Consider the following 23,398-nt stretch of genomic DNA (forward strand, 5'->3'; position numbering starts at 1 on the left):
ATCTCGAAACGACAGAGGAAGATATCGACCTCGGCAAAGCGGTATTAAACCCTGACGTGGGAACTTCCGCGTCCGGCGAATGCTGTAACAGCCGAAATGAGGCGCACAGCCGCCGCTCGCTCGCTACGGCGCTATTCATGGCGCGCTCGCGAGCGGCTAGGCGGAGACCTATTGTGCATGACTGCTTTTCGATTTGCGAATGAGTGCTTCCGGCTCCATTCCTAGCGCATCGGCGATGCGTCCGAGAACTGTCACACTGGCCGAAACGTCAGCGCGTTCAATCGCTCCTATGTAGCGAGAGCTCAAACCCGAGCGCTCAGCTAATTCCTCTTGCGTCAGATGCCGCCTGTTTCTGGCGTGTCGCAAATTGATGGCGAAAATTTCCTTTAGGTCCATCCCGAGAGATAACTCGCGAATGGAACGATCATTCCAGGAACGATAGTTCCTATTCGTCGTTCTGTATGCTATGAATTGGACCCCCTTCGTCAGCATGATGGTCATCTGAAATGAATGACGCCTTTGAGGTTCCAATCGATAGCAGCCGCTCTCTCGATCTCGTTCTGGCCCTGTGGAGGCAGTGGCAACAGGCTCGATATGTTTCACTGATGCTATGTCGGGTGCAGCAGCGACTGGAGGCGCGAATGATGGTCGATACCGGAATTCAGGTATTGACTGCTGGCGCGTCCGCGCCGCGTCGACGATCAGCAGCGACGTCCGACGCAGCCTCTCAATATGCTGTGGCTTGTGAAGCGGAAGCCTTAGCCATGACCGAGGCGCTCAAAATTCAGGACACTATACCTGACCTCTCAGCCGCATCGCTCCTCGGCATTGTGGCTAAGTTGGAGATGATCGTCGGTGCCGACCGGGATATCGGTGACCCAACCGATTTCCCATGGCCCCATATCACCTCCGTCCTACGAGATTTGAAGGCGATCACAGGGGACTTACATCAAAGTCGACCAGAGCGCCGCATCACGCGCGCTGATCTAGCGCGACACTGGAACCAAGCCACCCACCTTACGATGGCGCTTTCGAACGAGGATATTCGGCGGAGTTCGCCTGTCTTGTGACCTTCTCATCGCTGTCTTAGGCGTGGATGCCCCGCCTAAAGCACTCTCCCTTGAGGAGTGAAGTGGATGGGAGCAGCCTAGAAAGCTCGGCACTGCCGGAAGGGTGCTTCGCTATATGCGCAATAACGAAACCACATCGCCGTCCAAACTCGTCAAGTTGACCCTTGTCCTATTTCTACGCTGCAGCGTGCCAACTGCACGATTGATGGGAAATATCTCTTTGCTCGTCGCTCGTCATCGCGAAGCTAGCTTTCGTGAAGTCGGCATCAGACACAGGCGACGGTTCTTATCTCCCCGAAACGGCTCCTGCGGTGGCGCCGGAGAAACTTCGCAAAGCCATGCTTGAATTTGTAGAAGCGCTTGCTGTTGCTGACGCCAGACGCGATCATCTCATCGCCACCGGCTCTCCGGTTGACCGAACCTCGGTGATTGATTCGGAGAACGTCCAGAAGGCTCCGAAGATATGAAGCGGGCCCCTATATACGCTCGTTTTTCGACCGAACTCCAAAATGAGAGATCCACCGCAGATCAAATTGCCCTCTGCCGCGCTTATGCGGTTCGCAACGGTCTCAATATCGTCGCCGTATATGAAGACAAAGCGCGCTCGGGGTCTTCGGTGTTAGGTCGGGATGGGCTTATGAACTTGATGGAGGCAGCACAGCGCTCCATGTTCGACGCGATTGTTGTCGAAGCACTCGATCGCCTGTCGCGCGATATGGCGGATCTCGCCGGCCTTCACAAACGGCTTTCATTTCTCGGTATCGAAATTCAAGCTGTTCATGACGGCATAGCCGATGCAGTCCTCATTGGTATTCGTGGCCTCGTCGGTCAGATGCAAAGGGAGGACGGTGCCAAGAAGGTGCGAAGGGGCATGGCCGGCGTGGTCCGTGACGGACGTCATGCCGGAGGCCGGGCCTACGGTTATCGACCTGTCTTGGGCCGTCCTGGCGAACTGGAGATCGTTGAACAGGAGGCAGAAGTTGTCCGGCGCATTTTTGCCGCGTATGCGGCGGGTCGAACTCCACGAGACCTAGCGGGTGATCTCAACCGGGATGGAATAGCGCCACCGCGAGGAATTCGCTGGAACGGTTCTACCATCAATGGAAATGCGCAACGCGGGGTAGGGCTACTTTTTAACGAACTCTATGTGGGTCGGATCGTCTGGAACAAGGTCCGGATGCTCAAGAACCCTGATACTGGCAAACGCGTCTCCAGGCCAAATCCGCAAGACCAATGGCAAACGAACGAAGTTCCGCATTTGCGCATTATCGATGACGAAGTCTGGCGCAAGGCACAGGCGCTCAAAGCGGCGAGGATGAATGCGTCGTCTCATATTAAGCGTCGCCCGGCACACCTGTTATCCGGCCTACTCCGCTGCGGCGTCTGCGGATCGGGCATGTCAGTTCACGATCGGGATAAGACAGGCAAGACCCGCATTAGGTGCTCGGCAGTTCGCGAAAGCGGGAGTTGTTCCAACCGACGCATCATTTACCTTCCGGAGATCGAGAGGGCAGTCCTTGATGGCATGCGCGAGCAGTTGAAAGCGCCGGACCTCATCGAGGCATACATCCGCAAATACAACCAGGAGCGCCGAGAATTGGCCGCGCAGGCGAATTCGATGCGCACAGGCCTGGAAGGCAAGCGCGATCGGACAGAAGGCGAGCTTAAGCGCACCATCGACCTCGTGATCAGAAACGTCATTGCTGAGGAAGATGCCAAGCAGCGGATCTCAGAGCTCAAGACACAGCTTTCGCTGATCGAGGCACAACTCTGCGGTCTCGATGAGCCGCCATCTACTGTGGCGCTCCACCCAGCCACGGTACGGAGGTACATCGAAACCGTCGATGATCTTTCAAAGGCGTTGGCCGACCACGCGACTGCCCCAGATGACCGCGGCCCACTCACCCAAAACTTCCGGGAGCTTGTTCACAGCGTCACTGTGCACCCAAAACCTGCCCGCAAAGGCTTCGAAATTGAGGTTAAGGGCAAACTTGCTGCTCTCATTGGCGGGGCCGCATTCCCCACTTCACGGCATATTGGAAAGCCTGCCCAGTTGGGCCGTCGCTATTCTGCGGCCGTTGGACACGATAGTGGGTTTGAAATGGTAGCGGGAGAGCGCTACCGCCTTTCCCCCCACTCGTCGAACTACCGGTTCCTGCTTAGGTGCTGCGGCTGAGCTGTGTCGCTGCAATCTGCCGCCAGACATGCGCGCCAGCATGACATATGATGAACGTGACAACCCAAGGAGTGGGAGTCGACTCGATGTCTGGACGCCCCGGGTTCGGAACTGCGCTGCGGATGGCCAACGCATGGAAAAGGAGTGCCTGTCAGTTCAGGGTTCTGCCGTTCCCTGCCGCGCTGCCCAGTCGAATGGGTAAAGGCAATAGAAATAGCCGGTACGCTCGGTGGCGATGTATTTCAGGTGGGTGCCGTTTGGCAGCCAGACGATATCGCCGGGATTGCACTCATGGCGACCGTCGTCCAGTTCGATCGTCAAGGTGCCCTCATGGATGAACAGCACCTCGTCGTAGGTCACGGTCCAGTCGATCGAGGCGTTCTCGAGATACTCGATGCCGCCGCCCATGGTCCGACTGATATCGGCATTGATGACGCGGGCAATCGAGGATGTGCCGGTCGGTGTGATGGACGGCTTCAGGGTCAATTCGCTGTGCTTGAAGATCTTGGCCTTGGACACCGTTTATCCTTTCCTTGCGCGGAGGTTGGCTTTCGAAGGGGTGACGCCGGACGGGGCCAGTCCCGCGAGCCATCTGGTCAAGAGGTCGGGTTTTCGGCCGGCATGTTCGAGATCGTCGCGCCGCCGCACCGCGCCACGAACGAAATGCGCGCCGACGAAACGGAATGGTTCGGGTGGGAAGCCTCGCGTCACCGGACGCACGAGCGCCGAATGGGTTAGTTCGGATTCGCCTGCGGTCAACAGGGTGGTCAGGATCTTGCCGCCGAGATAAGCCATCGTCGTACCGTTGCCTGAAAAGCCGTAGCCGTAAATGATGTCGCGGTTAGAGGGCAGGGCGCCGAACAGCGGCACGCCGCTGACGGTCCGGTCGATGGGTCCGTTCCACGATGTCTCGAGCGGAAAGCCGGCGAGCGCCGGGTGACCGTCCCGCAACACGCGGCGCATGTCGGCAACCCGTGGCGATTGGTCATGAAATCGCTGGTCGACGATGCCGCCGAGGCCGATGACGCCGCCACTTACGCCAACAGACAGCCGGCCATCGCGGGTCGGCGACCAACCGCCAACGAAGACGCGGGAATCGATCATCAGCGGCGCGCGGCGGTAGCCGACCTTGTCGAGAAGGTCTGGAATGGGCTTCGACATGGCGTCGTCGCTGGAGATGTTGAAGATTGCCGGCGCAAGTTCGGCAATGGCGCCGGACCATGCATTCATGGCAAGCACGATCTTGCCGCAGGACACAGTTCCTCTCGCCGTTTCCACCTTGAGCTTGCCGCCGCGTGAAAAACGCGTCATCGGCGATTTCTCGTAGATGCGCACGCCGCGCTTCAGTGCTGCCCGGCGCAGGCCGCGCACCAGGTAGCCGGGGTGCACGGTTGCCGACGAAGCGTCGAACGCACCGCCGAAGTGGCTCGTCGTGCCGGCGATCGCTGCGATCTCGTCGCGCGAAACTCGTCGCGCCGGCACGTAGCCATGCGCCGCCAGCTTGTTCAACGCGTCGTCCCAGGCGCCAAGCTGGGCTTCGCACGTCGCACCCCAGATCCAGCCGATGCGATCAAACCAACTGTCTATTCCCTCGGCCTTGCAGAAAGCCTCGATGCCGCCGATTGCGGCTTCGGATGCCTTGATGATCGAAAGTGCATCGTTTCCGTCGCGCAGCGCGGCGAGCGCGCTGTATTTCGTCCATGCCGAGAGCACCATGCCGGAGTTGCGGCCGCTCGGGCCACCGCCGCAAATGTCGCGCTCGACGATGACAACATCGAAGGCGGGATTGTGCTCCTTGAGGCGTGTAGCGGTCCACAGGCCCAGATAGCCGCCGCCGACGATGCAGATGTCAGCCTGCGTCGCCTCTTCGAGCGGAGGCGCAAGGTCTGGGTCCTCGGGCAGGGCCTGCCGCAGCCAATGGCTTCGCCAGACGATGTCCTTTTCCGTCAGTAGCATCACGATGCGCCTCTGGCTGATAGGCGGCGCTCCACGAGCCTGACCCAAAGGCTCGCGCCAATCGGCAGGATTGCGTCGTTGAAATCGTAGTTGGTGTCGTGAGCCGCGGCCTGGTGCGCATCGTCGGCCTGGCCGAGCAGGAAATAGCAGCCGGGCCGCTGTTCCAGCATGTAGCAGAAATCTTCAGAACCCATCTCGGGAGGCGGATCGATGACGAGACTTGCCGGTCCCATCACCTCGTTCACAATCGCGATCATCGCGTCGGCTTGCGCCGCAGTGTTTATCGTCGGTGCGAAGGGCGTTTCGTAGCGGATGTCGACGCCGGCGCCAAAAGCTTCAGCTTCGTTTTTCGCGATGCGGCGGATTGCCGTCTCCAGCGTCTTTTGAACCTGGTGGTCGAAGGTGCGCACGGTGCCGGTCAGAAACGCCGTATCGGGGATGGTGTTGAAGGCTTCGCCTGCGCGCAGGCTGCCAACGGTGACGATTGCGGGAGAATGCACATCGGTGACGCGGCCGGGCAGGGCTTCGATTGCCAGCAGGATGCGCGCGGCGATGGGGAGTGGATTGATCGCCAGATGCGGCATCGCCGCATGGCCGCCCCTTCCGTGGACGACGATCTCGAAGCGATCGGCCGCCGCGGCCACCGTTCCGCGGTGGACGGCGATCTCGCCGAGCGGCCGTTCGCAATTGTGCAGCGCGTAGACTTCATCGCAGGGGAAACGCTCGAAAAGGCCCTCGTTCAGCATGGCAAGCGCCCCACCTCGACCCTCCTCGGCCGGCTGGAAGATGAAATGCACCGTGCCGGCGAAGTCGGGCGAGCGAACAAGCGCCGAGGCTGCGCCGAGCAGCATAGTGGTATGGCCGTCATGGCCGCAGCCATGCATCCGCCCGGGGGTGCGGGACGCATGCGCCAGCGGCCGTGCCTCAGTCATCGGCAGGGCATCCATGTCGGCGCGGATGCCAAGGCTGCGACCAGCGCCGAGCCTGCCCCTGAGCGTGCCGACGACACCTGTGCGTCCGACGCCTTCGGTCGTCTCGATGCCCCACGCGCGCAGTTTGTCCGCCACGAAACGGGCCGTCTCGAACTCTTCGAAACCGAGCTCGGGATTGGCATGGAGATGCCGCCGCCACGCCGTCATCTCGGTCTCGAGTTGCTGCACCGACGGAACCAGTTTCATGCCGATGCCTTTGCGCGGAGAGCTTGCGAGCGGCTCTGCAGGATGGCGATGACCCCAAGCAGGATCGCCGAGAAAGCGATCAGCAGCACGGCGACGGCCGCGATGGCAGGGCTGATGGACTCGCGCACCCCGGAGAATATCATGCGGGGCAAGGTTCGCTCCGCGCCCGTCGAGAGGAAGCTTGCGACGACGACTTCGTCGAAAGAAATGATGAAGGCGATGATGGCCCCTGTAACGACGCCCGGCCCTATCAGCGGCAGCACCACCTTGAAGAAGGTGCGCATGGCGCCGGCGCCCAGCGATGCCGCCGCACGAACCAACGTCCGGTCGAAGGTCGAAAGGCTGGCGACGACGGTGGTTAGCATCACAGGCACGGCCATCGCCGTGTGCACCAGAATGATCGATAGCTTGCTGCCAACGAGTCCCAGCGTGGCGAAGAATGAAAAGGCCGCGACGCCGACGATGACGACCGGCGTCACCAAAGGCGCGGCGATGATCGCGTAGAGGATCCGTTTCCCGGCAAAATCACCCCAGGCGAGCCCGATCGCCGCAGGTATGCCGAGCAGCAAAGCCAGAACCGTGGTGGATAGCCCGATGACGACCGAGTTCCACAGCGCGTTCGGCCAGCGCTCGTCGACCCACAGCTCGGCATACCAGCGCAACGACCAGCCCGGCGTTGGAAATGCCAGCGAATTGCTCGAGGTCAGTGACATGGGGACCACGATCAGCAGGGGCAGGATGATGAAAGCCAGCAACGTCGCCGCATAGGCAAACATCAGCCATTTCCGGAAGCGGTCGGCGCTCATGCGACATGCGCCTTGCTGCGGAAGAGGACGGATGCCGTCCAGAACAGGAACGCAAACAATACAAGGATCATCAGCAGTTGCAGGGAAAGCGCTGCGCCCATGCCCCAGTTCAGCGTGCTGTTGGTGTAGAAGGCTATGTAGCTGGAGATCATCTGGTCTGTCGGCCCGCCGACAAGCGTCGGGGTGATGTAATAGCCGAGCGCGAAGACAAAAACGATCGCCCCGCCGGACAGGATCCCGGGCAGGATCAACGGCAACTGCACGCGGCGCCACGCCGTGAGCCACGGCGCACCCAACGACAGCGCCGCGCGCATGTAGGTGGTCGGAACCCGCCGCATGACGGCGACGACGGAGAGGACCATCATGGGCAGCAGAACCTGAACCATCGCCAGGTACAGCGAAAAGCGAGTGTAGATGAGGTCGAGGGGTTCGCTGACGATACCCAATCCGAGCAGTGTGGAATTCACGGGGCCGTTCTTCTGCAGCACGATGATCCAGATGACGGTGCGCACCAGCAGCGATGTCCAGAGCGGAAACAGGATCAGCGCGAACATCAGCTTCGACCAGGCAGGCGGCGCGCTGACGATCGCCTGCGCCAGCGGCACGGCGAGCACCGCGCAGATGACCGTCACCACTATGCTGATCCAGATCGTACGCAGCAGCGCGTCGACGAAGATGGCGCGGTCGGCCGAAACGGCTTCGATCGAATTGTCGGCGCCGCGCTTCAGGTCGAGGCTCGCAAGCAGATAATAGTCCGTTCGCGCGCTTTGCTGACGCGCTATGACCTGCCAGAGATCGATGTTTTTCCAGCCGGCCTGTTTGGCGACCACCTCGTCGCGCACGGGGCGCATGCCGAGCTTGCCGTCGGCCGCGTCCTTTGCCGTCTTGATGACGAGGAAACGACTACCGACGACGCGCTGGTTCACGAGTTGCGCCAGGACGCCTTCCTTCCCGGCGCGCCGCGCGTCGGCCAGGTCCTCGACGAGTGCTGCAAAGACGGGTTCGCCAGGCAGGCCGCTCTCTGCTTTCCAGCCGGCCAGAGCGGCAATTGTGCGCGGCAGGTTGTTCGAGAAATCCGAGTTGTCGACGGCCAGAGCCAGGAAGCGCGCCACCGGCCACAGAAACAGAATGACGACGAATAATATAAGCGGAGCGGTCAACAGGGCGAGCATGCCGCCCCGTTGGCGTCGCTTCATAGCCGGTTTTGTCCCGACCAACATGCCCAAGTTACTTCGCGAGCCAGGCCTTGAAGCGTTCTTCCAGCGCTTCCTTGTGCTCGGTCCAGAAGTCGTTGTCATAGGCGGCGCCGTACTGGAGGTGCTCCGGCGACGTCGGCAGGTTGGCCTTCCAGTCCGCGGGAATGAGGTCGGCGGCTTCCTTGCGGCCGGTGCCATAGGCATAGAGCTTGGAGAAGCCGGCCTGATTTTCAGGGATGGAGAACCACTTGAGGAGATCCAGCCCGCCTTGCTGGTGCGGTGCGCCCTTCACCACGGCCCAGTAGTCGGTGCCGTAGAAGAAGCCGGCGTCCCATGCGATGGCGTAAGGCTTCTTCTCGTTGATGGCTTCGTTGGTGATGCGTGCATTGAACGCGTCGCTGAGCGTCACTTCGCCGCTGTCCAGGTTCTGGATGCCCTGCGTCGTGGTGGACCACCAGACGACGTTCGGCTTGATCTTGTCGAGCATGGCGAAAGACCGGTCGACGCCTTCCGGCGTGGCCAGCACCTTGTACATGTCCTCGCGTTTCACGCCGTCGGCCATCAGCGCATTTTCCAGTGTGAACTGCGCTTGCTGGTAGAGGCCGCGCTTTCCTGGAAATTTCTCGACGTTCCAGAAGTCCGCCCAACTCTTTGGCGCGGCGTCGCCCTTATAGACATCCGTGTTGTAGGCAAGAACCGTTGCCCATGTGTCGGACGCGACACCGCATTCATGCAGGGTGCCTGGGAGATAATTCGCCGCGTCGCCGGTGATCTCGGGCGTCAGCGGGACGAACAGGCCTTCGGCGCAGCCGACTTCCATGGCGGGCGCTTCCACCGAGACGACGTCGTAGGTAATGTTGCCCGCCTGCACCTGGGCACGCACCTTGGCGACCTCGCCGCCCCACTCTTCCATGATGATCGGGACGCCCGTCTTTTCGGTATACTTGTCCCAGACTCCATCCTTGTAGGCCTTGTCCCATGTACCACCCCAGCCGACCACCGTGACGGGATCGGCCGCGGACGCGGCAAAAGTCGAGGTCGCGAGGCAGATCGCGGCGGCAGATACGGCTTGCAGATAAGTCCTCATCGCAGTTCCCCTTTCTTATCGTTGTGGATTTGATCAAATTTCAAACGCAAAATGGATTGATTAGCAACAGGAATTTGCGATAGGGTGCAAAAAAGTTAAAAAGACAAGGGGATTTGATCGAATGCTGCAAGGCACTAGAGACGTGCGCGCCAATGTCAGTCTCGCTGCTGTTCTGGACGAGGCGCGACAGCGTTTCGCTGACGCCAACCCGAACAGCCTGGCGCGTCAGAACGAGGCCGCGGCATCGTTGCCGGGCGGCAATACGAGGGCCGTTCTATGGTACCCGCCATTCCCTGTTTCGTTCGTCTCCGGCGAGGGCTGCAGGGTCACCGATCTCGACGGCCATACCTATGTCGACTTGGTCTCGGAATACAGCGCCGGCTTCTACGGCCACTCCGACAAGGCGATTTCGGCGGCCCTTGTGGACGTCATACAGGGCGGCATCATGCTGGGTGCACCCAACCGCTACGAGGCGCGCCTGGCAGCGGCGGTGGTCGAGCGTTTTCCAGCCATCGAGCGCGTGCGCTTCTGCAACTCGGGCACCGAGGCGAACATCATGGCGATTTCCGCCGCTCGCGCCATCACGAAGCGTTCGAAGATACTCGCCTTCCGGGAAGGCTATCACGGCGGCGTACTGACTTTTGCGCATGGCGGCTCACCGCTCAATTTGCCTTTCCCCTTTGTCTTCGCCGACTACAACGATATTGCAGGCGCCGTGGCGCTCATCAAGGAACAGGGCGACGAGCTTGCCGCCGTCATCGTCGAACCGATGATGGGCGGCGGCGGCTGCATCCCGGCGACCCGCGAGTTCCTGCAGGCGCTGCGCACAGCGACGAAGGAGACCGGCGCGCTGCTGATCTTCGACGAGGTCATGACCTCGCGCCTCGACTATCGAGCGCTCCATGGCGCGCACGGAATTTTTCCCGATTTCGTGACGCTCGGAAAGTACATCGGCGGCGGTGCGAGTTTTGGCGCATTCGGTGGACGCGCGGACCTCGTCGACCGCTTCGATCCGGCCTTGCCTGGTGCGTTCTCGCATGGCGGGACGTTCAACAACAATATTCTCAGCATGGCTGCTGGTTTCACCGGTCTGACGCAGGTGCTGACGCAAGAGGCGAGCCGCGCCATCAATGCGCGCGGAGATCGCTTGCGTGAAGCGATGAACGTCTCCCTTGAGCGGCATGGCGTCGACGGTATCGTCATAGGGCGCGGGTCGTTGATGAACCTGCATTTCGTCAGGGGGCCGGTGGACACGCCGGCGCGGCTCGACGATGCCGATCCATCGGTGATTGCGCTGTGGCATATCGAGATGCTGTTTCGAGGGTACTACGTGACGCCGCGCGGCATGCTGGCGTTGTCACTGCCATTTGGCGACGCCGAACTCGACGGCTTCGCCGCCGCATTCGACGATTTCCTGTCGAGCAACCTCAAAATACTGCCCCGCCGGACAAACTGATGCTCGATCGCAAGGATGCCACCGCCGGCTCGGCCGCGCAAAAGACAGCTCATGTTCGTGTCCATACGGGCTTGAAGGAAGCACTGATGAACGGTGACTTCCTGCCCGGCCAAAGACTGATCGTGCGACAGCTTGCCGAACAGTACCGGACCAGCGCCATGCCGGTGCGCGAGGCCTTGCGGCAACTCGTCAGCGACGAGGCGATGTTCGACCACCCAAACCGGGGCGTCATCGTCCCCGAGGCCACGGTGGCGCGTATTTCGGATCTCGTGCGTGTGCGCTGCAGCGTCGAAGGGACGGCGGCCGAATGGGCTGCGACGACCATCACGCCCGAAGAGCTCGATGAATTGGCGAAGCTGAACAGCCTGATGCGCGAGTGCGTCGAGAGCAACGTCATGGCTAACTATCTCGGCCTGAACAGGCGGTTCCATTTCACGATGTACCATGCCGCGCGGTCACCTCTCATTCAGCAGATCATCGAGAAATTGTGGCTGCAGGCAGGACCGTTCTTGAACATCGTCCGCTCGGACGTGACCTACGGCCTGGGCCTGGACCATCACGACGAAATGCTCGCGGCGCTGCGTCGCGCCGATGGCGCGGCTGCGCGCAAGGCCCTGGTGGCCGATCTGCGCGAGGCCGCCGACATCATTCTTCGCGCCGCGGCGGCGGCTGAAGCGCAGCCTGCTCGAAAGCGCCCGACTTCGGTGCGCCGTGATCCGAAGGCGCAGGCGCGGTGATGGGCGGATCTCCGCGTGGGCCGGTTCACGTCGAGTTTCGCGGCGTCAGCAAGCGCTACGGGCATGCGGTCCAAGCGGTGCGCCAGCTCGACCTGGAAATCATGCGCGGCGAATTCCTGACGCTGCTAGGCCCTTCCGGGTCCGGCAAGACGACGGCGTTGATGATGCTGGCAGGATTCGAAGATACGACCGAGGGCGATATTCTCATTGACGGTCAGCGCATCGACAACGTTCCCGCCAATCGTCGCGGCATCGGCATGGTGTTCCAGAACTACGCGCTTTTCCCGCACATGACGGTCGCCGAAAATCTGGCTTTCCCGCTCGAGGTCCGCAAACTTGGCCGCGAGGAGGTCAGGCGACGTGTCGGGAACGTTCTCGACATGGTCCAGTTGCCCGAATTCGGCAATCGGCGGCCAGCGCAGCTTTCGGGCGGGCAGCAACAACGTGTGGCGGTTGCCCGCGCCCTGATTTTCGAACCAAATCTTGTCTTGATGGACGAACCGCTTGGCGCCCTCGACAAGCAGCTGCGCGAGCAGATGCAGTTCGAGATCAAGGATATTCACGCCCGGCTGGGCGTGACCTTCGTCTACGTCACGCACGACCAGACCGAAGCGCTAACCATGTCGGACCGGATCGCGGTGTTCAGCGCCGGCCGCATCGAGCAACTGTCGACGCCGCGCGAACTGTACGAGCGTCCCGCGGCGAGCTTTGTCGCAAGCTTCATCGGTGAGAACAACCGCATGTTCGGCGCCGTGCTGGCCGGGAGCGAGGATGGCGGCGTATCCGTCCGTCTCGACGACGGCGACGTTGTGTTGAACGCCATGTCCTGCGGCGCTGCGCTTGCCGCGGGCACCAAGATAACGCTGTCGATAAGGCCCGAGCGCCTGTCCGTTCTGCAGGACGGCGTCACGGCACTCAACGAGATCCCGTCGACGGTCGTTCAGTCAATCTATGTCGGCGATCATGTCCGGCTCATCGCCGCGACCGCGAGCGGCCAGAAACTCATCGTCAAGCTAGCCACTTCATCGTCTCAACCGAAGCTCGATCCGGGTACGGCGATCCGGCTGGGTTGTGGCCGCGAGGATTGCCTCGCGCTCGATCGATAACAACAAAACGCAGACAAGGGAGGCTCCAGCTATGAAGAAATCGCCGAAAGTCGTCATCACCTGTGCGGTTACCGGATCGATCCACACGCCGACCATGAGTCCCTATTTGCCGATAACGCCGAGCGAGATCGTCGATGCCGCTGTCGGCGCAGCCGAAGCTGGCGCCTCGGTAATCCATCTACATGCCCGCGACCCCGAGACGGGCAAACCCACCCCCGATCCCAGGCTTTTCATGGACTTCCTGCCCCGCATCAAGCAGCAAACCAACGCAGTGATGAACATCTCCACCGGTGGCGGCCTCAAGATGACGCTCGACGAACGTCTCGAAGCCGCCCATGCCGCCAAGCCCGAACTCTGCTCGCTCAACATGGGATCGATGAATTTCGCCCTGCACCACATCGCGCCGAAATACACCGACTGGAAGTACGACTGGGAGAAGGGCTACCTGGAAGACACGAAGAAGGGCATCGTCTCCAACACGTTCGAGCAGATCGAGCGCATCATCCTCGAGGTTGGCCAGGCCTACGGCACCAAGTTCGAGTTCGAGTGCTATGACGTCAGTCACCTCTACACGCTGGCGCACTTTCTCGACCGCAAGCTGCTGAAGCCGCCGCTTTTCGTCCAGACGATCTTCGGACTTCTGGGCGGAATCGGCGCCGACGCCGAAGACATGATGCACATGCGCAGGACGGCGGACAGGCTGTTCGGAGACGACTATCTCTGGTCGATCCTTGCCGCCGGCAAGCACCAGATGAACCTCTGCACGATGGGTGCGATCATGGGTGGCAATGTGCGTGTCGGGCTGGAAGACAGTCTCTATATCGGCAAGGGCGCGCTTGCCAAGAGCAATGCGGAGCAGGTCGCCAAGATCAAGCGCATCCTTGGCGAACTGTCGCTTGAAATCGCAACCCCCGACGAAGCCCGCCAGTTGCTGGATCTCAAGGGCGGAAACGAGGTCGGGTTTTGACGCGCCCGATTGAAACCTATGTCGGCGTCGTCCATCCTTGGATGTGTGACGCGATGGGCCATCTCAACGTCCGTCACTACGTCGCTATGTTCGACGACGCCGGTTTCCAGCTGCTCGGCAGGATCGCCGATCCCCGTTTGACGCCGACGCTCGGCTGGGCGGATGTGAGGATGGAGATCGACTACGTGCACGAAACCGAGGTGGGAACTCTGGTCACCGTTCGCACCGTTATAGAAAAGCTTGGGAAGTCGTCGCTGACCTATCTGCATGAAATGCGCGGCACGCTGGATGATGTGCTGCATGCACGCATGCGTACCGTAACGGTGCGCTTCGATCTTCAAGCGCGGAGCAAGATCGAGATCGAAGGCGAAGCCCGACAGGCGTGCGCGAAACTCCCGAGCGGTGAAGTCGATACGCGTCGGGTGACGGCGAGAATGTCTGGTGAGGGCATCGTTAGCGGCATTGGCGTGACTTGAGCGAGATGCTCTAGGTCGCGGAAGGATTCTACTCGCCATAGGAACGGCAAAATATAGCCGCTATTGCACAGACACCGCATTGGGCGGCCGCCACAATCGGGTCGCGTCCCCACAGGTGGTGTAGCTCGGCGGTAGCGAAGCCGCTCGCGAGCGCGCTCTCGATAGCGCTGTAGCGAGCGAGTGGCTTTGCGGTGGTCATCGACGGTTCGCCGGTAAGGTCGGGTTGCTGACACCAACCTGATTCGAAGGAACCATCGATGACCGACGACATGATGAACCTGCGCGCGCTCGTGGAGAAGACTCCGGATTCCGATCTCTTGCGCGAGATGATCGGCTTTGCCGCCGAGCGGCTGATGGAGCTGGAGGTTGGGGCCGCCACCGGCGCCGCCTATGGCGAGAAGAACCCATTGCGCACGGCCCAGCGCAACGGCTATCGCGAGCGCGACTGGAGACGCGGGCCGGCACCGTCGAGCTGCGCATCCCCAAGCTCAGGAAGGGCTCCTACTTCCCCGGTTTTCTCGAACCGCGCCGCATGGCCGAGAAGGCGCTGACCGCTGTCATCCAGGAGGCCTACTGTTGATTTTCACTGAGAACTGACCCGGCATTTCCACCGAGATTTGACCCGCCTTTTATGTATGTTTCGGTTCGGGGTTGAGGGTCAAGGTCCTGGCTTTCTCCTTCGCTTTTTTAGGCTCGTGGGCAGAGCTGTTCTTGAATCGGAAGCTGTCGTTTCCGGTTTCCAGGATGTGGCAATGATGGGTCAGCCGGTCGAGAAGCGCGGTTGTCATCTTTGCATCGCCGAAGACACTGGCCCACTCGCTGAAGCTGAGGTTTGTGGTGATGATGACGCTTGTGCGTTCGTAGAGTTTGCTCAGCAGATGGAAGAGCAATGCTCCACCTGATGCACTGAACGGCAGATAGCCAAGCTCGTCCAGGATGACGAGATCGGAATGCACGAGGCGATTGGCGATCTGGCCCGATCGTCCCTGTGCCTTCTCCTGTTCCAGCGCATTGACCAGCTCGACAGTCGAGAAGAAGCGAACCCGCTTGTGATGATGCTCGATGGCCTGCACGCCGAGGGCCGTGGCAACATGGGTTTTGCCTGTGCCAGGGCCGCCGACGAGCACGATGTTGTGGGCTTCATCGACGAACTCGCAACGATGAAGCTGCCGCACGAGCGCCTCGTTTATCTCGCTGCTGGCGAAGTCAAAGCCGTTGAGATCGCGATAGGCTGGAAAGCGTGCGGTCTTGAGCTGGTAGGCTGTGGACCTGACCTCACGTTCCGCCGTCTCAGCCTTCAGCAGTTGCGACAGGATCGGAATGGCGGCCTCAAACGCTGGCGCTCCCTGTTCGGTGAGTTCGCCTACAGCTTGCGCCATGCCGTGCATCTTCAGGCTCCGGAGCATGATGACGATTGCGCCGCTGGCGGGATTATGACGCATGGCGGACCTCCGCGGTCTTCCTCAAAGCATCGTAGCGTTCGACATTGGCCTTCGGCTCATTGGTGAGCGTCAAAGCCTGAGGAGCACTGATGGTCGGGGGCGTGAGCGATTTGCCGTCGACGAGCGATGGAGAAGGTTCAGCACATGGGTTTTGGTTGGAACGCCGGCCTCCAACGCCATCTCCACGGCCAGAAGCACGGCCTGCTCGTCGTGTTGCAGCACAAGTGCCAGGATGTCGACCATCTCGCGATCACCGCCCGGCTTCTTGAGCAAATGCTGCTGCAACGACCTGAATGCATCGGGAAGTTCGGCAAAGGGTGCTCCGTTGCGTAGGGCGCCTGGTTGGCGCTGAACAACAGCCAGATAGTGCCGCCAGTCATAGACGGTCTGCCCTGGTCGGTCATGCGAGCGATCGATGACGCGGCGATGCTCACAGATGATCAAACCTTCCGCGGCAACCACGACACGATCCGGATAGACCCGCAGGCTCACGGGCCGGTTGGCAAAGGACGCCGGAACGCTGTAGCGGTTACGCTCCAGATGCACGAGGCAGGTTGGGGAGACCCGCTTGGTGTATTCGACAAAGCCGTCGAAGAGACGGGACGCCGGCATGAGAGCCTGGGCTTCCTCAGCCCAGATATCGGCAATGGTGCCGCGCATTTTTCCATGCGGGGTCTTGTGCCAAAACTCCTTGCATCGAAGCTCCAGCCAGTCGTTCAGGGCTTCCAGTGATGGAAAGCGCGGCATGGGTTGCCACAGTCGGTGACGCGCATCCTGGACGTTCTTCTCGACCTGTCCCTTCTCCCAGCCAGAGGCCGGATTGCAGAACTCAGGCTCGTAGAGGTAGTGGCTGGCCATGGCCATGAAACGGACATTGACGTCGCGCTCCTTGCCGCGCCCGACCTTGTCGATCGCTGTCCGCATATTGTCGTAGATGCCGCGCCGGGGAACGCCGCCAAACACACGGAAGGCATGATTGTGGGCGTCAAACAGCATCTCGTGCGTCTGCAACAGATAGGCCCGAACGATGAAGGCCCTAGAGTAGCTTAGCTTCGTATGAGCCACCTGCAACTTGGTGCGTTCATTGCCGATGATCGCCCAGTCTTCCGACCAGTCAAACTGGAATGCTTCACCCGGATCGAACGCAAGCGGCACGAATGTCCCGCGCCCTGTCGTCTGTAATTCCCTCTGCAGATCCGCCTTCCACTCCCGAACGAAAGCCGCAGCACGACCGTAAGACCCCTCATAGCCAAGGCTCAGCAGATCGGCATGAAGCTGCTTCACCGTACGTTTCTGTTTGCGATTCCTTTTGGCTTCCGTCCTCAGCCAGGCCGACAAACGGTCGGCAAAAGGGTCAAGCTTGCTCGGCCGCTCGGGAACCTTGAACTTCGGCTCCACCCCATCCACACGCAGGTATTTGTGCACGGTATTCCGCGACAGGCCGGTCCTACGGCTAATCTCACGGATCGATAGATGCTCTCGAAAATGCCAGCGTCGGATCACGCTCAGTAATGCCATGTCGATCACTCCGTAGCCCCCGCTGAAAAACGCAGGGCAAGGTTCAAACATGGGTCAATTCTCGGTGGAAATATCCTGTGTTGCCGGGTCAGTTCTCAGTGGCAATCAACAGACGTCCCACAACGTCCTCGACACCGCTCTCCAGGCCAAGGTCGAAATCCTTGAGTCGCAGGCGCGACAGTAGTTCAACCCGGCATCTCTCTTGCCTGGAAACTGGAAAGGCACGACCCAGCCGGGAAATGGTCGCTCGCCTTTCCGAATTCCTCGATATTCCGTTGCGGGATCGCAACAGCCTGTTTTTCGCGGCCGGCTTTGCTCCGGCGTTCCGCGAGAGCACCTTAGATGGTTTAAGTGCAGCCAAGGCGGCGATGGATCGCGTCCTGCAGGCCCACAAGCCGTATCCCGCCTTCGCGGTAGATCGGCATTGGACAGTGGTAATGTCAAACGCTGCGCTGCCGCAGCTAAACGAAGGATGTTCAGCGGATTTGATGCAGACTCCGGTGAACGCGATGCGCCTCATTCTGCATCCCGCCGGCATGAGCCAGCGGATCCTCACTACGCGGCTTGGCGCGCCTACAGTCTTGGCCTGCTCCGCCGCCAGGTTGAGGCCAACGCTGACTGGTTTTTCATCGTTGCGATGGTGTTCCGGTCCTACGCGCTCTACCTGACCACGTCGTGGCCGAGAACATTGCCTTCCCGCCGAAGATGCCCCGGGCTCCACCGCAAGACATCAGGCGAAAAGGTCGCCGCGGTGGCAAAGCTGCTGCAGATCGAACCCTTGCTGGGTCGCAAGCCACGTGAGCTATCCGGCGGTCAACGGCAGCGCGTCGCCATCGGCCCGGGCGCTGGTGCGCGATCCCCGGTCGTTCCTGTTCGACGAGCCGCTGTCCAACCTCGACGCGGCGCTACCTGCGGAGCTCAGGGCCGAGATCAAGCGCCTGCACCAGTCGATCCGCCGGGCCATGGTCTATATGACGCACGACCAGACTGAGGCGCTGACGCTGGCCGACAAGATTGGCGGTCAAAGGCTGAGGCGAGGACAAGTGCCGACGAAGAATCCGCTCTCATCCTCAGGTCCAGGCCGCGAAATCCTTGAAACCATGTCCGGTCACAATGCAGACCACGGTGTCCGTCGATCCGATCGTGCCTTTCACGAACAGATCGCGGGCCGCGGCCAGCGAGGCAGCCCCCGTCGGTTCGCAGAAAAGACCGGCTTTGCGCGCCAGTTCGATCATCGCCTCGCGAATGTCGGCATCGCCGACGGCGTGAGCAACGCCCTTGCTCGCGCGGACGAGTGAAAGCGTCAGACTGCCTTCCTCGGGATAGGCAAGCAACGGGTCCGAAATGCCCGAAGCGATCGTTTTGGGGGTCTCCCAGCCATCAACGTCGTTTTTTCCTTCCCTGAAGGCTCTCGCTATCGGAGCACAGCCTTCGGACTGCGCCGCGATCAGGCGCGGCACCTTGCCAGCCCTGTCCATGAAGCCCTGAAAGACGCCTTTGACCAACGGCCCGGAACTCGTCGGGATGGCGATCCAGTCGGGTCCGACGCCTTCCATCTGCTCATGGAGTTCCTGCCCGATCAGCCGCAAGGCATCCACGCCATAAGGGTTCAGATAGGTCGTCGTCAGATTTGCATAGCCGGTTTCGGCGCAGATTAGTCTGGCATGTTCAAACGCATTTCCGTAATGGCCCGGCACCTGCTCCAGCGTGGCGCCATAGGCGACAATCTGCGCCAGCTTGCCACGCGGCGTCGCGTCCGGGCAAACGATGATGGCGGGAATTCCGGCGTTCGCGGCATAGCAGGCGGCAGCGGCACCGGCGTTGCCGCTCGACGCGCTGACGATACCCGTCGCGCCAAGCGCAATCGCCCGGCTCAACGCCGCTGCCACAAGGCGATCCTTGAAGGAGCCGGATGGGTTGCGGGTTTCGTCCTTGGCGAGCAGCCGGCCTTTGAAGCCGGCGTGGAGGAGATCGGGTCTGAGTTCTCGAAGCGGCGTGCCGCCTTCTCCAAGCGTGATATCATCTGCGACGAAGTCAGCCCTGAGCCAACTGCGGCCCTCCGGTTTTTGATGGACAACTTCCAGTATGCCGCCGCAATCGGGGCAGCGGTAGACCAGGGTCGGCGGCAGGATGGCGTTGCAAGCGATGCAGCGCAGCGTCAGTTTCCGGGATGAGGTTTCGGCCTCTGGAAGTACCGCGAGCGTCATTGCATCATTCCGCGCGCCGCGACAGGAAAGACGCATTCGACCCGTTTGCCCCGCATGCCGACATACCAGTCATAGCGGTCGACCGTTGGATCGCAATGGCCGGGAACGAGACGCAGCGTTTCTCCGGTGGCAAGGCTTCCGGGGCCCGAACGCAGGATGAGCGAACCGTGCTCATCGGATGCGCCGGCATAGTCGATATCCTGTCTGGCATGAATGAGAGGAAGACCGCTGTCGATGGCAATCCCCTTGTGTCCGCAATCCAGAACCGCGATTCCGTGACGGGCAGCGCTCATGACGGTGCTCAACACGAACAGCGATTGTTCGAAATCGGGAGCAGGACGATTTCGCGCATAGTCGGCATCCATGAACACATAGGAGCCGGCCTGCAGCTCGTTGTAGACGCCGCTGGCCGCCTCGTGGGCGAAAGTTCCCGTGCCTGCGCCGCCGACAATCGCGCATTCCAGCTTTTGCTTTCTGATTGCGGCGACCGTATCCATCGTTCGCGCCGCGGCCTGGCGTATCGCGTCGTGCCGCTCCTGCTCGGTGCGCATATGCTGGGCGCGCCCGTGATAGGATTGCAGGCCGCCGAACACCAGATGGCGGCTTCTCGCTATGCGTGCCGCCAGTGCCGCCGCGGGCTCGCCGGGCTCTACACCGCAGCGGCCGCCGCTGACGTCGACCTCGACCAGCACGGTCAACCGCGTGGCGAGGGATTCGGCCACTGCGTCGATCTGGTCGACCACAGCCGCGCTGTCGGCACAAAGCGAGATATTCGACATGCTGGACAGTGCGGCCAGTCGCGCCAGCTTGCGGGGAGAGACAACCTCGTTCGAAACGAGAACGTCACTGACGCCGCCCCAGGCAAGAACCTCGGCCTCAGCCGTTTTTTGCACGCATTGGCCGACGGCCCCCCTGGAGATCTGCCAGTGGGCGATGACGGGGGACTTGTGGGTTTTCGCGTGAGCGCGCAACCGCACGCCTGCATTGCGGCAGAACGCGGCCATTCGGTCGAGATTGCGTTCCATTGCATCGAGATCGATGACGAGGGCAGGGGTATCGATATCCGCTTCGCTCATTCCGGGCTCGGCAGGCGGGCGTTGGAGCATTTTGTCTTTCTCTGATCGCGATGATGCCAATCATGACCATGCGGGCAGTAGATCGTCTTTGCTTGGCATGCGAGACGATTGGACGAAGAGCCCGCTTCGTTTGCGTCAGGCGGCTATCGATGGCCGCGTCTGCTGCGACAGGGTTTCGAAATTGTCGCGGATATAGGCCGCGGCACGCAAGGCGAGCGCCGAGATGGTCGCCGTCGGATTGACGACGCCGCCAGTGGCGAGCACGCTTCCGTCGACAATGAAGAGGTTTGGAACCTCCCAGGTCTGGTTCCATTGGTTGACGACGGATGTCGACGGATCGCTGCCCATGCGGCAGGTGCCGATCATGTGCCAGGCGGGTGTGCGATAAACGCCTTCCTTGTCGCGATAATCATGCAGCCGATATTCGAAGGCGCCGCAGGCTCTTGCAAGCTCTTCGAGACGGTCGAGCATGTAGTTCATCATGCGCTTGTCGTTTTCACCTGGCGCGTAGCGGGTCCTTGCCGCGGGCACGCCATCGGAATCCTTGAGCACCGGATCCAGCGTCACGCGATTTTCCGGATTGGGCAGATCGTCGCCAATGCCGAAAACACCGATGGAATGGCCGAAGTGACGTTCGAACCATTGGTGATGGTCGCGGCCCCATGGCGCGCGCGCCGGCGTGAACCAGCCTGCCGCAAGCTCTCCCGCGGAGGGCGTGGAGGTGATGCAGTTGAAATTGAAGCCGTTGACGAAACCGCGCGACGGGTCCGTTTCGGCAAACTGCCGCGACAGCAGGGATGCGACGTAACCGATATGACCATCAACCGGCTCGTCGACCCACATCTCGCAGGCAACCAGGGTGTGATGCAGGAGATAGCGTCCGACCTGATCGTTGGCGTTGGCAAGATTGTCGGATGCAAGAAGAATCCGTGGCGTTCCGATGCCGTTCGCGGCCACGATAACCAGTTTCGCCCGCTGGAAATGTTTCATCCCGGTGTTACGGTCGACATAGAGAGCGCCACTTGCGCGGCCATCTTGGTCCTTCTCGATCTTGAGCACACGGGCATTGATGCGCAGTTCGCAACCGGCGTTCAATGCCTTCGGCCAGATGGACAGCGAATATTTGCTCATCGATCCGCGCGGGCAGCCGTTGCATGTGCCGCAATTGTTGCAGGCCGGCCGACCGTCGTAATCCTCGGAGATCGCCGCGGCCTCGACCGGCCACCAGTGCCAGTCAAGCGCATCGAAACCGGAAGCAAGGCGCTTGGCCACCTTGGACACAGGCATTGGCGGGGTCGGACAGCGGTCTCGCGGTGGCATGGCCAGATCGCCGGCAAGCCCCGACACGCCGACGAGCTTGTCGGCTTGCTCGTAAAAGGGAGCGATATCCTCATAGGTGATCGGCCAATCCGGCTGAAGACCATGCTCCGTGCCCTTGCGGAAATCGGAAGGACGATAGCGCGGCCAGATTGCGCCATAGACGTTGGTCGATCCGCCGACGGCGTTCCACATCAGGATTTGCGAGGAGTCCGAATTGACGGGGAAATCGTCCGGGTGGCTGCGTTTGTTGACGTCCGGGCTCCAGTTGGTCCGGCGCTGCCACGACCAGTCCGCATGGAGATGCGCATGATCTTTCGCCTCCACCCAGGATCCCTGCTCCAGGCAGACGACATCGAGACCGGCTTCCGCCAATGTCAGCGCCGCGAGCGATCCCGTCGCACCGGCGCCCACGATCAATACGTCACAGATGCGATCCGTCGTCATCTTTCCAGTCCCCAGCGATTTGTCTTTTCCGTGTCCAGCCCGAGCGACGACGTGTCGACGGGTCTAACCTTTTCGGTTTCCAGGTAATGGCCACGTCGATGGGCTGGCAGGTCCCTGTTGAAATCGAAGGGCGCCATCTCATAGCCGGTCAGATGAGGCCGGTGGGAGTATGGACGCCCCGTGTTCCGAATGGCTTCGATGACGAAGGGCGTTTCGTAATAGGCAAGCGTCACGGCCGTGTAGATCTTGTCGAAAAGCTCCGTGTCGGCTTCCTCGAAGGCCTTGACGGACGCGATGCGGATTTCACCATTGGCGCTTGAAAGGCCGTCCTTTTCCCAACCCAGCAGATCGGCCAGCGCCGTAATCTGCATATCGCTCCAGTCCGCAAAGAGACGCATCGCGACGATGCCATGCGCGCCGGCCTCGGATGCGGAGGGCCAGCCCTCGCTGCCGGGGATCAGTTCATCGACAAGAGCGCGGATCATCCGCGTTCTCTCGGGTGGGGAAAGGGGCGAATTTCGTTCGCCGGCAAACGCAAGCGATTGAGGGCTCATGCGGCACGTGCCTTTCTGTCGATCGTCACCGTGATCATCTTGAGTTCCGTCATGGCTTCCATCGTGTGCACGCCGCCCAGCCGGCCGATGCCGCTCTTGGTGCCGGTCCCGCCTCCGAAGGGCAGGTGAATTTCCCACCAGGTGCTGCCGGCGTTGACGTTGACGATCCCTGCGGGGATCGCCCTGGCGACCGAAACACCCCGCGCCACATCCGCCGTGAAGACGCCCACCGACAGGCCATATTCGCTGTCGAGCGCCAGATCGAGCGCTTCGTTTTCGTCCTTGAAAGCGAGTACCGGTACGACGGGGCCGAAAGTTTCCTCGCGATTGATTTTCATCTCGCGCGTGACGCCGGTGATGATCGTCGGTTCGAAAAACAGTTCGCTGCCGAGATCGGGGCGCGGCTTGCCGCCAAAGAGCACCTTGGCACCCTGCGCGATTGCGTCATCGACATGCTCTTTGACCTTGGCCGCGACCTTGGCGTTGTTCAGCGGCCCCATGGTCGTTCCCTGATGGAAGGGATCGCCAAGCACATGTTTTTGGGCATGGGCGACGAGCTTTTCGCACAGGCTTTCGGCAATCGAATGATGCGCGAGTACACGGCCTGTCGCGGCACAGACCTGACC

Annotated in this window: 22 protein-coding genes and 3 pseudogenes; 11 read left to right on the forward strand and 14 right to left on the reverse strand. The window is 61.1% G+C overall.

Translation table 11 applies throughout. The features are described 5' to 3' along the window. Positions 1 to 168: 168 nt before the first annotated feature. Positions 169 to 396 carry a helix-turn-helix transcriptional regulator gene (locus EOA13_RS25850; protein ID WP_127296460.1) on the reverse strand — a complete coding sequence of 76 codons (228 nt, stop codon included), beginning with the start codon at positions 394 to 396 and terminating at the stop codon, positions 169 to 171. A gap of 245 nt (positions 397 to 641) precedes the next feature. On the opposite strand from EOA13_RS25850, the gene EOA13_RS25855 reads away from it, so the two are divergent. The 3 genes from EOA13_RS25855 (at position 642) to EOA13_RS25865 (ending at position 3,246) form a co-directional block, all read left to right on the forward strand. Continuing rightward, positions 642 to 1,070 carry a hypothetical protein gene (locus EOA13_RS25855; protein ID WP_127296441.1) on the forward strand — a complete coding sequence of 143 codons (429 nt, stop codon included), beginning with the start codon at positions 642 to 644 and terminating at the stop codon, positions 1,068 to 1,070. Between the two features lie 254 nt (positions 1,071 to 1,324). Then, positions 1,325 to 1,537: a hypothetical protein gene (locus tag EOA13_RS25860; protein WP_127296442.1), complete on the forward strand. Its 213-nt coding sequence runs from the start codon at positions 1,325 to 1,327 to the stop codon at positions 1,535 to 1,537. Continuing rightward, positions 1,534 to 3,246 (forward strand): recombinase family protein, encoded by a 1,713-nt coding sequence (locus tag EOA13_RS25865; RefSeq protein ID WP_127296443.1) that lies wholly within the window; start codon positions 1,534 to 1,536, stop codon positions 3,244 to 3,246. The genes EOA13_RS25860 and EOA13_RS25865 overlap by 4 nt, the downstream gene beginning before the upstream one ends. Before the next feature lie 156 nt (positions 3,247 to 3,402). Here EOA13_RS25865 and EOA13_RS25870 read toward each other — a convergent pair whose 3' ends face one another. The 6 genes from EOA13_RS25870 to EOA13_RS25895 are packed head-to-tail and all read right to left on the reverse strand — an operon-like array spanning position 3,403 to position 9,469. Further along, on the reverse strand, positions 3,403 to 3,765 hold the full coding sequence (locus EOA13_RS25870) for an AraC family ligand binding domain-containing protein (protein ID WP_127296444.1): 363 nt from the start codon (positions 3,763 to 3,765) through the stop codon (positions 3,403 to 3,405). A 3-nt stretch (positions 3,766 to 3,768) separates the two neighbouring features. Continuing rightward, entirely contained in the window at positions 3,769 to 5,202 is a 1,434-nt protein-coding gene (locus EOA13_RS25875; protein WP_127296445.1) for an FAD-binding oxidoreductase, read from the reverse strand. Further along, a complete protein-coding gene (locus EOA13_RS25880) occupies positions 5,202 to 6,380 on the reverse strand; it encodes a M20 aminoacylase family protein (protein ID WP_127296446.1) in 1,179 nt (392 codons plus the stop codon). The genes EOA13_RS25875 and EOA13_RS25880 overlap by 1 nt, the downstream gene beginning before the upstream one ends. Then, positions 6,377 to 7,186 (reverse strand): ABC transporter permease, encoded by an 810-nt coding sequence (locus tag EOA13_RS25885; RefSeq protein WP_127296447.1) that lies wholly within the window; start codon positions 7,184 to 7,186, stop codon positions 6,377 to 6,379. Before EOA13_RS25885 ends, EOA13_RS25880 begins: the two co-directional genes overlap by 4 nt. Next, complete coding sequence (locus EOA13_RS25890) at positions 7,183 to 8,382, reverse strand: ABC transporter permease (protein WP_050587647.1); 1,200 nt, start codon at positions 8,380 to 8,382, stop codon at positions 7,183 to 7,185. Before EOA13_RS25890 ends, EOA13_RS25885 begins: the two co-directional genes overlap by 4 nt. 31 nt (positions 8,383 to 8,413) lie before the next feature. Next, positions 8,414 to 9,469 carry an ABC transporter substrate-binding protein gene (locus EOA13_RS25895; protein ID WP_127296448.1) on the reverse strand — a complete coding sequence of 352 codons (1,056 nt, stop codon included), beginning with the start codon at positions 9,467 to 9,469 and terminating at the stop codon, positions 8,414 to 8,416. A gap of 121 nt (positions 9,470 to 9,590) precedes the next feature. Here EOA13_RS25895 and EOA13_RS25900 point away from each other — a divergent pair, with 121 nt between their 5' ends. The 6 genes and pseudogenes from EOA13_RS25900 to EOA13_RS25930 form a co-directional block, all read left to right on the forward strand. Further along, complete coding sequence (locus EOA13_RS25900; RefSeq protein WP_127296449.1) at positions 9,591 to 10,925, forward strand: aminotransferase class III-fold pyridoxal phosphate-dependent enzyme; 1,335 nt, start codon at positions 9,591 to 9,593, stop codon at positions 10,923 to 10,925. Further along, positions 10,925 to 11,662: a GntR family transcriptional regulator gene (locus EOA13_RS25905; RefSeq protein ID WP_127296450.1), complete on the forward strand. Its 738-nt coding sequence runs from the start codon at positions 10,925 to 10,927 to the stop codon at positions 11,660 to 11,662. The genes EOA13_RS25900 and EOA13_RS25905 overlap by 1 nt, the downstream gene beginning before the upstream one ends. Further along, complete coding sequence (locus EOA13_RS25910) at positions 11,662 to 12,768, forward strand: ABC transporter ATP-binding protein (RefSeq protein WP_127296451.1); 1,107 nt, start codon at positions 11,662 to 11,664, stop codon at positions 12,766 to 12,768. The genes EOA13_RS25905 and EOA13_RS25910 overlap by 1 nt, the downstream gene beginning before the upstream one ends. A gap of 31 nt (positions 12,769 to 12,799) precedes the next feature. After that, positions 12,800 to 13,735 (forward strand): 3-keto-5-aminohexanoate cleavage protein, encoded by a 936-nt coding sequence (locus EOA13_RS25915; protein ID WP_023683354.1) that lies wholly within the window; start codon positions 12,800 to 12,802, stop codon positions 13,733 to 13,735. Further along, positions 13,732 to 14,211 carry an acyl-CoA thioesterase gene (locus tag EOA13_RS25920; protein WP_127296452.1) on the forward strand — a complete coding sequence of 160 codons (480 nt, stop codon included), beginning with the start codon at positions 13,732 to 13,734 and terminating at the stop codon, positions 14,209 to 14,211. Before EOA13_RS25915 ends, EOA13_RS25920 begins: the two co-directional genes overlap by 4 nt. 257 nt (positions 14,212 to 14,468) lie before the next feature. Further along, positions 14,469 to 14,785: pseudogene (locus EOA13_RS25930) on the forward strand (transposase); the annotation flags it as partial. Positions 14,786 to 14,840: 55 nt separating this feature from the next. Here EOA13_RS25930 and istB read toward each other — a convergent pair. After that, positions 14,841 to 15,653 (reverse strand): IS21-like element helper ATPase IstB, encoded by an 813-nt coding sequence (gene istB, locus EOA13_RS25935; protein WP_127296454.1) that lies wholly within the window; start codon positions 15,651 to 15,653, stop codon positions 14,841 to 14,843. Continuing rightward, positions 15,643 to 17,171: pseudogene (gene istA / locus EOA13_RS25940) on the reverse strand (IS21 family transposase). The gene istB and the pseudogene istA overlap by 11 nt, the downstream one beginning before the upstream one ends. A gap of 239 nt (positions 17,172 to 17,410) precedes the next feature. Here istA and EOA13_RS38030 point away from each other — a divergent pair. After that, complete coding sequence (locus tag EOA13_RS38030) at positions 17,411 to 17,839, forward strand: hypothetical protein (protein WP_164780330.1); 429 nt, start codon at positions 17,411 to 17,413, stop codon at positions 17,837 to 17,839. Positions 17,840 to 17,910: 71 nt separating this feature from the next. After that, positions 17,911 to 18,187, forward strand: a pseudogene (locus EOA13_RS25945) (ATP-binding cassette domain-containing protein); the annotation flags it as partial. A gap of 54 nt (positions 18,188 to 18,241) precedes the next feature. On the opposite strand, the gene EOA13_RS25950 reads toward EOA13_RS25945, so the two are convergent. The 5 genes from EOA13_RS25950 to EOA13_RS25970 all read right to left on the reverse strand — a co-directional run. Further along, complete coding sequence (locus tag EOA13_RS25950) at positions 18,242 to 19,378, reverse strand: pyridoxal-phosphate dependent enzyme (protein WP_127296455.1); 1,137 nt, start codon at positions 19,376 to 19,378, stop codon at positions 18,242 to 18,244. Beyond that, entirely contained in the window at positions 19,375 to 20,454 is a 1,080-nt protein-coding gene (locus EOA13_RS25955; RefSeq protein ID WP_245490479.1) for a DSD1 family PLP-dependent enzyme, read from the reverse strand. Before EOA13_RS25955 ends, EOA13_RS25950 begins: the two co-directional genes overlap by 4 nt. Positions 20,455 to 20,589: 135 nt before the next feature. After that, on the reverse strand, positions 20,590 to 22,218 hold the full coding sequence (locus EOA13_RS25960; RefSeq protein WP_127296457.1) for a GMC family oxidoreductase: 1,629 nt from the start codon (positions 22,216 to 22,218) through the stop codon (positions 20,590 to 20,592). Continuing rightward, positions 22,215 to 22,703 (reverse strand): hypothetical protein, encoded by a 489-nt coding sequence (locus EOA13_RS25965; RefSeq protein ID WP_127296458.1) that lies wholly within the window; start codon positions 22,701 to 22,703, stop codon positions 22,215 to 22,217. The genes EOA13_RS25960 and EOA13_RS25965 overlap by 4 nt, the downstream gene beginning before the upstream one ends. A 65-nt stretch (positions 22,704 to 22,768) precedes the next feature. After that, the coding region (locus EOA13_RS25970) for an aldehyde dehydrogenase family protein (protein WP_127296459.1) at positions 22,769 to 23,398 on the reverse strand (630 nt) is incomplete at its 5' end.

This window comes from Mesorhizobium sp. M7A.F.Ca.US.011.01.1.1 (genome assembly GCF_003998295.1).
GTDB lineage: Bacteria > Pseudomonadota > Alphaproteobacteria > Rhizobiales > Rhizobiaceae > Mesorhizobium.